Origin of the sequence: Armatimonas sp. (assembly GCF_031410135.1) — a bacterium.
GTDB lineage: Bacteria > Armatimonadota > Armatimonadia > Armatimonadales > Armatimonadaceae > Armatimonas.
Map to the genome: position 1 here is coordinate 1 of NZ_JANNYP010000466.1, position 13801 is coordinate 13801.

General features: G+C 58.2%; 11 protein-coding genes. 6 read left to right on the forward strand and 5 right to left on the reverse strand.

Annotated features, from left to right (window positions below; all coding sequences use genetic code 11):
* The 5 genes from RMO15_RS17290 to mqnC form a co-directional block, all read right to left on the reverse strand.
* A partial coding sequence (locus RMO15_RS17290; RefSeq protein WP_309714696.1) for a hypothetical protein occupies positions 1–806 on the reverse strand: 806 nt, incomplete at its 3' end.
* 111 nt (positions 807–917) lie between these two features.
* Positions 918–2657 carry a hypothetical protein gene (locus RMO15_RS17295; protein WP_309714697.1) on the reverse strand — a complete coding sequence of 580 codons (1740 nt, stop codon included), beginning with the start codon at positions 2655–2657 and terminating at the stop codon, positions 918–920.
* Positions 2658–2666: 9 nt separating this feature from the next.
* Positions 2667–5201 (reverse strand): adenylate/guanylate cyclase domain-containing protein, encoded by a 2535-nt coding sequence (locus tag RMO15_RS17300; protein ID WP_309714698.1) that lies wholly within the window; start codon positions 5199–5201, stop codon positions 2667–2669.
* A gap of 86 nt (positions 5202–5287) precedes the next feature.
* Positions 5288–6109 carry a tetratricopeptide repeat protein gene (locus RMO15_RS17305; protein WP_309714699.1) on the reverse strand — a complete coding sequence of 274 codons (822 nt, stop codon included), beginning with the start codon at positions 6107–6109 and terminating at the stop codon, positions 5288–5290.
* 122 nt (positions 6110–6231) lie between these two features.
* The gene (gene mqnC, locus RMO15_RS17310) at positions 6232–7386 is read right to left on the reverse strand and encodes a cyclic dehypoxanthinyl futalosine synthase (protein WP_309714700.1); all 1155 of its coding nucleotides are present in this window, start codon (positions 7384–7386) and stop codon (positions 6232–6234) included.
* A gap of 74 nt (positions 7387–7460) precedes the next feature.
* Between mqnC and RMO15_RS17315 the strand changes: the two genes are divergently transcribed.
* The 6 genes from RMO15_RS17315 to RMO15_RS17340 all read left to right on the forward strand — a co-directional run bounded on the left by RMO15_RS17315 (position 7461) and on the right by RMO15_RS17340 (position 13767).
* Positions 7461–8072: a hypothetical protein gene (locus RMO15_RS17315; protein WP_309714701.1), complete on the forward strand. Its 612-nt coding sequence runs from the start codon at positions 7461–7463 to the stop codon at positions 8070–8072.
* Positions 8053–9360, forward strand: a complete 1308-nt coding sequence (locus RMO15_RS17320; protein ID WP_309714702.1) for an SGNH/GDSL hydrolase family protein — start codon at positions 8053–8055, stop codon at positions 9358–9360. Before RMO15_RS17315 ends, RMO15_RS17320 begins: the two co-directional genes overlap by 20 nt.
* A 10-nt stretch (positions 9361–9370) precedes the next feature.
* Positions 9371–10300, forward strand: a complete 930-nt coding sequence (locus tag RMO15_RS17325) for a hypothetical protein (RefSeq protein WP_309714703.1) — start codon at positions 9371–9373, stop codon at positions 10298–10300.
* A gap of 130 nt (positions 10301–10430) precedes the next feature.
* Positions 10431–11171 carry a PEP-CTERM sorting domain-containing protein gene (locus RMO15_RS17330; protein ID WP_309714704.1) on the forward strand — a complete coding sequence of 247 codons (741 nt, stop codon included), beginning with the start codon at positions 10431–10433 and terminating at the stop codon, positions 11169–11171.
* Between the two features lie 35 nt (positions 11172–11206).
* Positions 11207–12151: a hypothetical protein gene (locus RMO15_RS17335; RefSeq protein ID WP_309714705.1), complete on the forward strand. Its 945-nt coding sequence runs from the start codon at positions 11207–11209 to the stop codon at positions 12149–12151.
* A 2-nt stretch (positions 12152–12153) separates the two neighbouring features.
* A complete protein-coding gene (locus RMO15_RS17340) occupies positions 12154–13767 on the forward strand; it encodes a hypothetical protein (RefSeq protein WP_309714706.1) in 1614 nt (537 codons plus the stop codon).
* Positions 13768–13801 lie beyond the last annotated feature (34 nt).

The following is a 13801-nucleotide window of genomic DNA, read 5'->3' on the forward strand; positions in this document are numbered from 1 at the left end:
CAGGCAACCGTGCAGCCGTGCGGGCCTTGTAGGCAGAAGCTTGAGAGTCCCATGGCGTTATCGGGGCGGATATTGAGAGTCTCGCCGTCTGACGAAACTCCGACAAGTGTCTCGACGACCCACCGATCCCACGCCAGGCACGCTATTTCCTCCAGAGGCGCGTCAAAGTCGCCGTCGGGGAACCATTCTTTAGCGTCCCCCCCATCCTTGGGGGCAGAGGGGGCATTCACGCCCCGCCAACGAGGAGCTTGGCTATGAGCGACGAGTCGGGTGAGCCAGGGATCGCTACAATCGAAGAGGAAGGCGTGTTGCTGCTGCCAGTCCTCTAGGTGCCGGGCTTGGGTTGTGGCGGGAGAGCTCTCAAAGTACCACTTGTTCGTAAGCTTCAGCGCGGCGTTTCCATCCGAGCTTTCGGAGAGCGTAAAGACACGGTGAGCCGTCGTGTCCGGCGCAAGCTGGAAAAATAGATCGTCGAGCGGCGGCGTGCAGCGATGCATTCCTTGCATATCCCAGTGTGCGGTTATTTCAAGAGGAATCGAGGACGACGACGGGTTGCGGAGGAGCAGCGAGACGACCCGGGTGCCATCTAGAGCAATAAAACTGTCCTGGGCCACCTGAAGCTCCGAGAAGGGCTCACGGCCAAAGAGGCTGATGTGGCTTGGTCGCCAGAGTCCCTCAGCGGGAAGCACGGGCTCGTCACTGGCAAGGAGCGCAAGCCTCAGCCCCTGCTGGTGCCAAGTTTCGGTAGCACGAAGCGGGCGGCGCAGCAGATCGTCGAGGCGGTAGGCACGCGGATCTAGGAGCATCTCTAGTAAGAAAGCCCGCGTAGAGGCTCGTGATACTTGATTGATATCGTGAGTGAGTGAGTTTTCATTTTGAATATTTCTCCACGTTAAAAGATTCGGTTGGTGACGCCCTTAACCAAAGGGATGCTGGTAGCTTGGTCGGTGCACAAAGCGTTTTTGAGTAAGGGTTTGCGTGAGCTGAGTCGCGGGGGGAAGTGTGATCGTGAGCTGCTTTCCATGCCCCACGAACTCGTGCTCCCCAAACTGACCTGCTTGCAACGTAATGCGGCGGGTGTGGCGTGGTGCCGTGTTAGAGAGGGTCACTGTCAGACTCTCCGGTGTAAGCTTTGATACCAGTGCGGCGACACCGGGCGGAAGGCCGGGGCGCTTCTGCTCGGTGTCGAAGTAGCGCAAGCGCGTGTGGAGTAGCCCGCCGTGGTAGATCACCTGGGGGCCACCACAGGCAAGCTGGAGCAGCGCTTCGGTGTGGACGGGGTTGATGTCCTGCCAGTGGTGTACATCCCATGTTTCTGGGTCGCCATCGTCGTCTGCCATCACGGCCAGCCGTCGTGCCACTTCGGCGTACTGGGCATCCAATATCTGGGCTGGGTAGTCGGGGAGGTCGCCTTGGAGGTAGCAGTGCCATGGGGCGATATGGATCGAGTCGCCCTTACCCCGACCGGGCATCACCTCGCGCCAGGTTGTCTTCCGTTCCGGGAACAATGTGAGGCGGTCGAAGTCCTTCTGCTCCATGGAGAAATAGGCAAGCTGAAGCGGGAACTCTGGGGCGAGGGGGCGATACGCTGTCCAGCCGGAGTCCGTGTGGCGATGGGGGATCAGCAGGACACCATTTTCCTCGCGACCCAGCTCTACCATGCGATCTAGCTGGCTGCGAGGAATATCCAGATACGAGAGATCCCCTGTGAGCAGCGCAGCGTTCATGGCGGCTATCACCAGCGGCTGGAGGAGGCTCATCACCCCGTGCGGCCAGCGCCAGCCGTAGTAGCCGCCCCACCATTTGCCGTCCATACGCCCACCGATCACGCCGTTTTCATCTACATTGTCGGGGCAGAGGCCGCCGTTATGTTGGATGCGCTCTGCCCAGGCTTCAAGGTAGTCAACTACCCAGGCTTTAAAATGATCGTCGCCGGTGTAGCAGAAGGCATGGGTAGCGAGGCTCGTGGCCGTGAGGTTGAGCGGCACATCTCCCGTCATCATGCGCTGGTTGAGAAGTGGCAGGATCTTGCCATAGACCTGGTCGTCACTCCAGTTTGCCAGCGGGCCTGGGACGCCCTCAATGTCGTCGAAGGGGGGCGGGTAGTTGTCCAGAACCTCGCGGTGGGTCTCCCAGTCCTCCCAGCTATTCTCAAAGCGTGGCCCCTTGCTTCCGGTTATTGGAGACCGGATGAGTCTTTTGTCTGCGTCCCAGTTGATACCGGCGGTGTAGAGTTTTGCGAATCGTAGTGCCCGTGCTTTCTCAACGGGATGGCCGGGATGGCACAGCCCAAAATAGTAGAGATAGAGGTTGGACTCGCCGTGGTGCATCCAGTCGTAGTAGGCATCGAACTCCTGCCAGACCTGTCCGTAAGCCGTAAACTGGCGCGTGACGGCGTCCCAGAGAAACCGCGAGCGCTCAAACAGATCACTTGCGCCACCCAATGAGTAAAGCAAGGGCCAGTTATGAAAGCTCTCGTAGCCATCGTCGCTGCCGTCCATGCCGGGCCACTCCTGCCGCCAGATCAGTGTCCCATCGGCGCGACAGTAGCGCTCTTGAAAGGCGGGCACTGCCTCGTCCATCACCGCCATGAGATGGCGCATTCGTAGCGCCCAGTCCGGAGGGGCACCGACTTCGGTGGCAGTTAGCTCAGTCATGGAACTAGTTTACCTGTTCTGAGTAACTCGGATGCGGAAGATTGGCACAGGGTCGGCGACACCTTTGACAGTGACCGTCTCGCCCGCTTCGGCATTGACAGTTCCCGGAGGAAGGGCGCGATAAACGGCATCACTGAGGATAATATCGCCTCCTGCCGCCAGGGTCTGAAGCCTAGCTGCCACGACAACGGTATGACCAAGTGCGGTGTAGTTTACCTGGCGCGTCGGATGGCCCATCAGTCCGACTACCGCTTCGCCGTAGTGCAGACCAAGGCCCACCGCTAGTGCCTCGCCGCCCTCGGCTTGCATGGCCTGGGAGAGATCCAGCACGGACTTGGCCATCGCCTCCGCCGCGCGCACGGCGCGTAGGACATCGGCTTCAACGGCATTTTCGTCCACCAGAAAGAGCGCCATCAAGCCATCGCCGGTGTACTTGTCCAGAATCCCTTCGTGGTCGTTGAGGGCATCGGTCATGACCATCAGGTAGCGGTTCATGGTTGTCACCACCTCTTCAGGCGTGCTCTTCTCTGCAAAGCGGGAGAACCCACGCACATCCGCGAAGAGCACCACGAGGCGTCGGCGCTTACCGCCCAGCCCGAGCTTGCCCACGGGGTCGTCGAGGAGCTCCTCGATGGCCTGGGGCGGAATAAAGCGTGCCAGGAGCCCTCGGTTGCGTGCCCGCTCGTCGCGCTCCACGGCAAAGGTGAACTGAGTGACCATCAGAAACGCCAGTATCCCACCAAAAACCGGAAGCACAGGGTCAACACGGAGCGCCCCAAAGGCCGTCTGGAGGAAGCAGCCACCGCCAACCAGCACGATAGGAAACGCAACCCGCCAGAGTGACTCCAGTGGGGCACGCCCCACACAGAGATGGCCCACCAGCGCTGCAAGCCCCACTACCAGGAGGACCGTATCCCAAAACGGCACAGTCTCGAACCGGCTTCCCTGAAGCAGCGCCGCCGTCGCCTGTGCCTGGATCTCCAGCTCGCCCCGTGGGCCTTCCGGCGTCTCGTGCAGACGAGGCGTGAGTGCCTCGATAAAGACCAGCTTCCCGGAAAAGAGCTTTGCGGGTGTCTGCCAGCTTCGGGTGGTGGAGTCGTAGAGCTTCTGCCCCTGGAGCACCTGTGTGACAGAGAGCGGAGAGCGCACTTCCTGAAGGTTCAGTCGGTAGTCAATGAGGAGACGGTCTTTGTTCTCCACAATACTTTTTGCAGGTTTTGCGAGGAGCAGACTGATCGGAGTTAGCTTTTCTTTTTCCTTTTCGTTTTGCTGGAGTGGCAGGGCAGGCGCGTCCATCGTACCGTAGGCGATAATCTGTGAGGAACCCACCGCCTTTGCCGCATCAAGAACCGCCTGAGCAGACGCACTGCGCTTCTCTTTCTTTTCTACAGAGGAGGCAATGTAGACACAGCCCAGCGCCTTCACGGCAGCGGCCAGCTTCGGGTAGTCGCGCTTGTTGCCCAAGATCGCCTCGTTGCTCACACTGGGGGTTGTCCCATCCTGCATGAGCATCGCCGCTACCTGTTCGGGAGGGAGCGCGAGCGCAACGGCTGTGGGGTGGGTGGGCGCAAGCTGACGTAGAAGCTCGCTCTGCACATGCGCCTCGGATTTTTCCTGGACAAGCCGCCGGGCAGAATCATCGTAGGTAATCACGATGATTTTTTGAAGAGTCTCTTGTGTTTTTGACGAGAGGGGGTCTTCTCCCATAATATTTACCGCGCCCCCTAAGCCACTGAAGCTAAGTCCTGCACCCTTTTCATCGTCCACGAGGAGCTTGCGAGCACCTAAAACATTGGTTCCCATGCGAGTCGCCGCGCCATAGGCGGCACTCTCGTAGGGGGCAATAAACACGTGGAGGAGGGGAGTTGCGAGGCTCAGGGTCAGTAAGCCTGCCAAGACGCCCAGCACAAGGCCACGTGTGTCTTTCAAACCACGTCCCTGTCGATGGGTGCACTTGCGCTGGAGCAGCATGGTGAGCTGCCAAAAGAGCCCCTTGGCGTCCTGCTCCCTGCGTCGTAGTGCGAAAACGCAGAGCAGTGTCAGCCAGGGAGAGGCCAGCGTCGCACCGAGCACGGGCCAAAGGACGACATTCGAGGGCTTGGTTACCTTGAAGAGCGCAAAATCAACGATCACGCAAAAAAATAAGATCGGCCAATAAAGGGGCAAGATTGAGCGCTCTGCGGCCGTGTCTTTCTTGCTGATCATTCCCGTAAGCGCAATCAGCGTGAAGTTAAAGTTGATAAGAAGGGGGAAGACAATCAGACTCACTGCACCCGCAAGCAGCGGTGCGAAGAGAATACTAACCGAGGCTTGCGAAAAAATCTCTGCCTTACCGTCCGCGCGTAGGAGTTCCAGCCCCCCCCGGAACAAGAGAAAGAGCAGGACGCTGGCGAGAAGCGCATCACGGAAGACATCACGGCGTAGCACCCAGAGGCGGCGCATGTGAAAAGCACCCCACGCGGTGGCAACCGTAAAGGCAATCAGCAAGGCCGCCACTTCGAGACCCGTGATGATCGGGGAGCCTGTCGTCCAAGTGATCAACACAGAAAGCGCCACCACGAAGAAAACTCGAACCCAGCTCGCTCGCCAAATATCCCTCACCCGCATGGCACAGTGTACCAAATAACGCTTCAGGCCTGTGGTAATTTTGCCTGCCGTAGCTTCTCTGCGGATCTATCGGCCTCTTCGGTATCGCCTACTGCGCGATAGAGCTGCTCCAGCTCCTCGAAAACATAGGGATCAGGCTCGCCGTCCGCTGCCCACTCTTGCTCAAGGCGGAGCTGAATCTCAAGCGCTTCCTGCAGCTTGCCCTGCACCCGCAGCGTCCAGGCGATCATCCAGTAGGCGATACGGACGTTTTGAACGTTGCCGGCACGTTGATGGGCGGCCAGCGAGAGCAGGAACTGCTGGATCGCGTCGTCGTAGCGCCCGAGAAGATGCTGTGCATAGCCGACATTGTTGCGCAGGCTCGCCTCCGACTTCTTTGCCTCATCTTGCGGAGACGCCTCCATGTAGGCAAGTGCTTTTAAATCCCAGTCGAGCTGTGCCGACGGCTCCGTCTCGACAAACGCCATCATGTGGAGGGCATCCACGGCAAGATAGTCGAGATGGGCAGCTTTGGCTATCTCAAAGGCGTGGAGGTTGTGCTTGGTCGCCTGCGCTTTGTTCTCCAGCGTCTGTGCCTCGGGCGGGTGCGTTGCCGAGGCAAACGTTCGCCCTAGCTCCAGAAAATAGCGCACTTGAACTTCGGGGGAGGCGGTAGCTATGGAGTCGGCGAGGGCGCTGAGGATCTCCTGCGCCTGTGCAAAATCTTTTCGCAAGCCATACGTCCGGGCGATCTGTGTCTGGAGCAGAAGTGCGTCGTCGCCCGTTGCCTGCTCCAAAGCTTGCCGAAAGCGCTGCTCGCTGAGTGTTGGATTGTTAAAGTCCCAAAGATTGGAAATCTCGATCATGACGCCTAAACTCCACAGGTATCGTCAAATCCGGAAAATGGTTTGTAATTAGCCCTGGACGATAAACCTCCGGGCTTTGGGGCGAGCAAGTCGCCGCGCCTTCGGCGATTTTTACCGAAAATTTAGACGCGCTCGTAGCGGGTGTTGCGGCGAGCGGGGGTGTAGCCTGCGTCGGTGATGAGGCGCTCCATTTCTTCTATCGAGACGGCAAAGGTGCAGCCTGCGGTGGAGACCACGTTTTCCTCCATCATCGTCTGGCCGAAGTCGTCCACGCCGTAGCGCAGAGAGAGCTGCCCGATCTTGGGGCCTTGGGTTACCCAGCTTGCCTGCATGTGTGCAAAGTTATCGAGCATCAGACGGGCAATCGCGATGGTGCGCAGATAGTCCAGGCCAGATGCGCGGGTACCGCCCAGCTCGGTGCCGTCGGGCTGGTAGCTCCAGGCGGCAAAGGCAGTGAAGCGAGCAGGGGAGTTTGCAATACTCTCATCTTGCAGCTCGCGTAATCGAAGAAAGTGCTCGACACGATCTTCGTAGGTGTCCACGGAGCCGTACATCATGGTCGCCGTCGAGGGAATCCCGACTTTGTGCGCGACCCGCATGCAGTCCAGCCACTCGTCGGCGGTGTCTTTGTACTTCGAGATAAAATTGCGCACCCGGTCGGTTAATATCTCCGCGCCGCCGCCCGGAATAGACTGGAGGCCCGCTGCTTTTAAGCGAGTAAGCGTCTCCTCCATCGTCAGCTTGCTGATATTCTTGACATAGATCAGCTCGGCGGGCGAAAAACAGTGGCGGATAATATGCGGGAACTCCTCGCGCATCCAGCTCAAAAGCTCCTCGTACCACTCGATTTTCAGCTTGGGGTTTAGGCCGCCCTGCATCAGCATCTCCACGCCCCCGACTTCGGAGAGCTCACGGAGCTTCTGATGAATCTGCTCCCGCGAGAGCACGTAGGAGTCGCCGCTCTTGTCGCCTGGCGTGCGGTAGAAATTACAAAAACTACAGCGCACCCAGCAGACATTGGTGTAGTTGATATTGCGGCTGACGATATAGGTCACGATGGGCTCAGGGTTGATTCGGCGGCGCACGGAGTCGGCTAGAAGGGCTAGCTCATCGAGGTTGGGGTGGTAAAACAGGCGCAAGGCATCGTCGGCAGTGAGGCGTTGCTGTGCCCAGACTTTCTCCGCGATATCGGTAATATCACTTTCCGGGGCACGTTTTGAGGGGGTAAGAGGAAACATCGTTTTCGCTCGCTTTTCTGACTTCGTGATTGTTTTCACAAAGTATATCTCTCCTGAACATTCGTGTCAATGTCTTCGTACTACGTACATGGTACGATAGAAAGGAGATTCTCATGAGACAGACAGTGTTGATTCTGGCCCTACTAGGAAGCGTCCTAGGGAGCATGGCATCGGCTCAAGATAGCCAGCGTGCTGGTATTCCCGCAATCCTAGCGACCCCGCAGCCCGTGGAAAAGCGTGCGTCCGTACCCGATAGTGAGGCAATGCGATTCGCTTCGGAGAAAATCTCCGCCCGTGTTCCTTTAGGTTGGCGATTGTTGCCCTTGGCGGAGAAAAAGCCTGGTATTCTGGCGACCCTGAGCCCCATAAGCAACACAGGTGCGACGCTTTCTCTGGCGTTTTCGGTAGATGCGGGCCGTACCAAGCTCCCTGATAACCTTCCTGCAACCATTGCGATGGCTCTGGGACAGCGCTACCCCGGTTTTCGTCTGACGGCAAAACAACGTTTCACGCTTTTGGGCTCGGATGCCTGGCAGCTCGATGGTCAAGTTAAGCCTGTGGGACAGAGCGTTCTTATTAAGAACCGACAAGTCTATGTCTGCCATCAGGGACGTATCTATATCACGACACTCACTTGCAAAAAAGAGGACTTTGAACGTCTCACGCCTTCGATGGATCAGTTCCTGAAAAGTATGAAATGGCTCGATGAACCTCTTCAAAAATAACATGAATAAAAGCTTTGTAACACTTGCTGCCTTGATTGGTGGCATGGCTTTCTTGGGTGTTCCTGCGCAGGCGCAGACCCCCACGACACCGTTTGCACTGAAAAACGGGGATCGCGTGGTCTTCTACGGCGATAGTATCACCGACCAGCGCATGTACACCCTCCTCACCGAGCAATACATTGTGACGCGCTTTCCCAACCTCAATGTTCGCTTTGTCCACTCCGGCTGGGGGGGCGATAGAGTCACGGGCGGTGGTGGTGGGCAGATTGATCTGCGCCTGGACCGGGATGTGACTGCCTACAAGCCCAGTGTTGTGACCGTGATGCTCGGGATGAACGATGCCAGCTACCGTGCCTTCGATGCGGGAATCTTTAATACCTACGCGGATGGCTACAAGCACCTGGTAGAGAAAGTCAAGAAAGACAACCCCGGCGTCCGTTTAACTCTGATCCAGCCCTCGCCCTACGACGACGTGACGCGGCTAGAGGGGTTCCCCGGTGGCTACAACGCCGTGCTCCTGCGCTACGCCAGCTTTGTCGGGCAGCTTGCCAGTGAGCAGGGGGCGGGTGTGGCGGATCTCAACAATCCTGTGGTGGCGATGCTCAAGAAAGCCCAAGCCGCCGACCCGACCAACGCCGCTAAAATCATCGCGGATCGGGTGCATCCCGGCTGGGGCGGTCAGCTCATCATGGCTGAGTGCCTGCTCAAGGCATGGAACGCCCCCGCGCTGGTCTCCTCCGTGAGCGTGGACGCGGCAAGTGGCAAGGCGCAGGCGCAGAACGCCAAAGTCAGCAAAGTACAGGCCAAAGATGGCCTGCTGAGCTGGAGTGCGCTCGAAGGCTCGCTGCCGTTTCCGCTGGGATCGCCTGATCCGAACAATGCCGCGCCGTATAATCTCGCTGTGGCCTCGTCGGACTTTGTCGAGGCGCTTGATAAAGAGATGCTCACGGTTACCAATCTGGCTGCGCCGCGCTACACGCTGAAAATTGATGGTAAGAGCACGGGGGAGTTTACGAAAGAGCAGCTCGCCGCGGGAGTCAATCTCGCTACGCTGAACACCCCCATGCTCCAGCAGGCGCTTCTGGTGGGCAAGCTTACCCAGCTGCGCTCCAATGTGCACAATAGCCGCTGGCGTGAGTACCAGGTGCCCCAAGCCAGCGACACGCAGGCGGCACAGTTTCTCCCCAATCTCCTAAAGAACCTCGATGCTGCCGATGAGCCACTCACCAAGGCCCAGCGCGATGCGGCCAAGCCACGAGCGCACTTGTTTAGCCTGGAGCCCAAGTAGGGATGAGGTGATGACACCGACGTTGCCGCACCACTTGGTGGTCTTACTGTGTGCCTGCCGCGAGCTTAATACTACCGAGACAAAGATTCTCGCTCGCCACGTCGGTCTAGCCCCTGCGACCGTGAATGCGTACTTTCAGCGCGCGTCGCAGCTTTTAGGGACAACGGATCGCTTTAGTACGGTTCAGCAGGCATTTCGGCTCGGGATTCTACTGGCTAGCGACGATAATCTGCTGATAAATGGCGACTTTACCGAGGGGCATCGAGGGCAGGCGCTTGATGCCTCGCTGCCGTGGTCAACCGTGATTGGCTGGTCAGAGCTGCGGCCCTCTACTCCCCAGTGGATTACTGAGCACGAGGGGGAGCCTGCGGCGATGATGATGTGGGGAGTTGCCGATGTGGGGGAGGCGATCTTTCAGAGTCTGCCACCGGTTCGCCAGCTCCAGCCAGGCCGCTCGTATCGCTTCTCCGCCGAGTATCGCTTTGGGCCGGTGCGCTGCGACTGGCCTACCGTGCCGCGTCAGCCTATGTTCGTGGATTTTGTGGTGCGCGTGTCGGTGGGAGCGCTTCCGCACTACACAACGCCAGATACGCCGGGGCAAGTCGCCACTCTGGGACGGCTCCACTACGCTGCTCGGCCTCCTGTCCAGGTGGTTCCCCCGGCGGTTCCCATCACTTCTGAGTATCTAGAGGAGTTGCGTCGTTTCGGGGGCGAGCACGCGGTCGTGCAGGCGCTCTACACCGACCGTGTGGGGGGAAACCACTACTGGGAGTGGGAGTGGGGCGCGATCCCAGACTGGACGGCGGACGCTCCCTACAACTGCCTCACGATCCATCCCACCAATGATCTCCTTGTGGGCAAGGAGAGCACCAATCCTGATGCTCCCCTAGAGCTCGCCTGGGGCCAGATCCGCCGCATTCGTTTCATTGAGATTGCCTAGCTTTATTTTCGTAAGTGTGAATAGTAACACATGACTTGTCACACGTCACTATTCACACTGGGTAGCTCCCTCCTTCCACACCTAGAATCAATCGTCACGATTTGAAATTCGTGTGGAAGGATACTTATTTATGAAATGGATCTCGCATGGGGCTACACTGGGAGCACTCACTCTTCTTTCTCTCGCATCGGCACAGGCACAGAACCTCAACCCGGTACGCTCTGGCTTGTTTTTTGGTAGTGGCTCGTCGGTCAATAATGCTCAGCCCGCCAACCAGTCGTATTTCGTGGGGCTAGAAGAAGGCAGTGAGCGTCGCAACTACTTTGTGTTTAATCTCGCGGGGATTTCCAGTCCGATCACAGGAGCGACACTTCAGCTCTACAACCCGATTGCACCTCCCGACTCCAACAATGGCTACTTTGGCGATGCCACCGAGACCTATGAGCTGACTTCGACAACTGCGAATCCGACAAGTATTCAAGGAGGCTTTGGTGCGGGTGCGCCAGGACTTGCGGTCTTCAACTCTCTGGGAACGGGGACGAGCTTTGGGACGATCACGGCGTCTACGGCAAGCAATGGCCAGACACTCAACCTAACCTTCAATCCGGCAGGCTTAGCAGCACTCAATAGTGCGCTTGGGGGCCTCGTGGCCTTTGGCGGACGAATCACCACCATTGTCGGGCCAGATGATCAGTTCCTGTTTAATGCGGTTGATCCGACGGGAGGGCTTCCCATTAACAACACACCACCCGTCGTCCTTAGTCTTTCCACGAGTGGGGGAGGGGCCGCGCCGGAGCCAGGGACGATGGCGTTTCTTCTGTTGGGGGGAACCTTGGTGCTCACCCGACGACGGAGTCGTGACAAAAAGTAAAGGGCTCGCATGTGGCATGGTAGAATCCTGTGTCAATGACACGGACTCTACCCAACCACCTCACCGAGTTACTTCGCACCTGCCGCGAGTTTAATACGACAGAGACCAAGACTCTCGCAGTTCTGCTCAATCTCTCACCTACTACGGTCAATGCCTATTTTCAGCGTGCTGCAGAGCTTCTAGGCTCCACCGATCGTTTTAGTACCGTACAACATGCCTTTCGCCGTGGGCTTCTTATCAGTCTCGAAGACAACCTCCTTATCAATGGCAATTTCATGGAAGGAAATCAGGGACACGGCCCTGGTAACTCTCTGCCCTGGACAAATGTCATGGGCTGGCTTCCTTTACGTGGAGGCTCGCCTCAGTGGGTGATGCCCGAGGCTGAAGGTAGTCCTGGAGCGATCATGATGTGGGGGAGTAAGGACACGGGTGAGGCGATCTATCAAGTCTTGCCTCCTAAGCACCGCACTCGTCCCGGATGCCTCTATCATTTCTCCGCGGAGTACCGCTTTGGGCCCGTTAAACGTGACTGGCCACTGGTGCCCCGTCAGCCCATGTTTGTGGACTTCGTGATACGGCTTTCTCAGAGTGGGTTGGAGAACTATACCTCGCCGGATGTCCCCGGTAAGGTGGTAACAATTGGGCGCTTGCACTATGCTGCGCGTCCTGCGGACTCTGTCATCACGGTTCCTGTCGTTCCCGCAACCCCGGAGCTACTGGAGAGCCTGAGGCTACGTGGAGGAGAACACGCCGTTGAGCAACACTTCGCCAGTATGCGAGCAGGAGGCATGAGCGTTTGGGCCTGGGAAAGTGGTGCACTGGAAGACTGGGACGCGGATGGCGAGTACACCGTTCTCACGATTCATCCGACAAATGACTTGATCGTCGGTACGGATGGTAGCAATAAAGACGCCCCTTTAGAGCTTGCCTGGGGTCAGATTCGCAACGTCCGATTTATCGAAGTAAAAAAAGAAGACTGAGAATGTTGCTCTTGCCTGGGTTCCATGCCAGCCTCTGGTTTACCGAGCAAGTCCGGGAGTGCTGGCCGATACCTGAGGTGCACGTGGTGCTCAATGCGCCGCTTACCTTCGATCCCACAAAACCCACGCGCCTCGTGCTCTACGCCACACCCAATGGCAACACCATCGAGCAGACACTGGGTAGCCAGCTCTCCAAAGATGCTAAGACAGACTGGCACTTTGATATTCAACACGTTGCCGCGCAGCTTCGGCTCTTGCGGGAGAAAACGCTCTCCGAGAATATTGTCCTCGCCTGCCTGGAAGCCAGTGGCCTGAGCTGGCCCGCCTGGCGAGCAAAACACACCGATAATGCCCAGCTCATTCGGCGCATGGTAGGCGACCTGCGGGCCGTCTTTCCACGCTCTCGGGTTACGATCACGGGGCACAGTGGCGGCGGAAGCTTTCTCTGGGGCTTCCTCAACGGCGGTGAGACGATCCCCGACTTTGTGGACACCCTCGGCTTTCTCGATGCCAACTACAGCTACTCCAACACTAGCCCCGAAAGGCACGGCGAGAAGGTGCTCGCGTGGCTCCGTGGCGATAAAGCAAGGCGGCTCACGGTAATCGCCTACGACGACCGAGAAATTCAGTTAAATGGCAAGAAAGTGGTCGGCCCAGACGGCGGGACGTTCCGTGCGACGGAGCGCATGCACGCACGCTTCGCCAAAGAGCTAGCGTTCGTCGATAGCAAAGCCGGGGCAATCACGACCAAGACAGCACTTGAGGGCCAGCTTGTGCTCCATGTTCATGCAAACCCCAAGAACGCCATTTTGCACACCGCGCTTGTAGGAGAGTGGAACGGTCTGCTTGCTGCGCTTGACCCCGCACAGGCATTTTCGGAGCCGCGCCGCTACACAAACTATATCCAGCCCGCCGCCGGGATTCCCCCGCGCCCTAAAGACGCACTCGGTGGTGCCGAGATATTCACACGCCTCGAAAAGTTCCCCCTCGCTGAGCGCGAGGAGCTGCTGATAGCGGAGCTACTGCGCGGCAACCTCCCCGAGTTTCTCCGCCGATTTGTCCCCCTGACACTCGGGCCGCTCACCTGCCAAGTCCTGCCGGACTATCTCGCCGTCGGTAGCGACACGGACTTTATCCGCACGCCGCTTACGCCCATGACCGCCCACAAGCTTGCGGATGCGTTCGGCTGTATCTTGCCCACGAAGCGACTGGTGGATGCGATCTACTCGCAAGCCACGCTCAAGCTCGACCCGCAGCCGCTCACCGAGTCGCGGGAGGCGGCGAGCACGTTTGCACAGCACAGCAGGCTCATTGAAGCGCAGCGCGTGGGAAAACTCGGGGCACTTACTGCGGGGATTAAGAAAGATGTCGTCTGGACTAATCGCCTCAAAGAGAAGCCCAACAAAGTGGCGATCTACGGCTGGCACAAATTGGATGGCCAGCCCATCCAGCCGCTCACCATTGTCCACCGTGAAACCTACGTGGATTATAGCCATGGGATTCGCCTGATCCAGCGCACCGCACGTCTCAACGGCAAGCCCTGCGACCTACTTGCCTTGCTCCAAGACCCGATTCTTTGCAAGCTCATCAGCGACGAAGGCCCGATTACGATCTGACGAGGGGTTGGAGCGAAACGGATAATAAATTCGA

Coding starts and splice junctions, on each gene's coding strand:
- RMO15_RS17325 (WP_309714703.1), top strand. CDS start 9,371: ATGACACCGACGTTGCCGCACCACTTGGTGGTCTTACTGTGTGCCTGC.
- RMO15_RS17305 (WP_309714699.1), bottom strand. CDS start 6,109: ATGATCGAGATTTCCAATCTTTGGGACTTTAACAATCCAACACTCAGC.
- RMO15_RS17330 (WP_309714704.1), top strand. CDS start 10,431: ATGAAATGGATCTCGCATGGGGCTACACTGGGAGCACTCACTCTTCTT.
- RMO15_RS17295 (WP_309714697.1), bottom strand. CDS start 2,657: ATGACTGAGCTAACTGCCACCGAAGTCGGTGCCCCTCCGGACTGGGCG.
- RMO15_RS17335 (WP_309714705.1), top strand. CDS start 11,207: ATGACACGGACTCTACCCAACCACCTCACCGAGTTACTTCGCACCTGC.
- RMO15_RS17340 (WP_309714706.1), top strand. CDS start 12,154: ATGTTGCTCTTGCCTGGGTTCCATGCCAGCCTCTGGTTTACCGAGCAA.
- RMO15_RS17315 (WP_309714701.1), top strand. CDS start 7,461: ATGAGACAGACAGTGTTGATTCTGGCCCTACTAGGAAGCGTCCTAGGG.
- RMO15_RS17320 (WP_309714702.1), top strand. CDS start 8,053: ATGAACCTCTTCAAAAATAACATGAATAAAAGCTTTGTAACACTTGCT.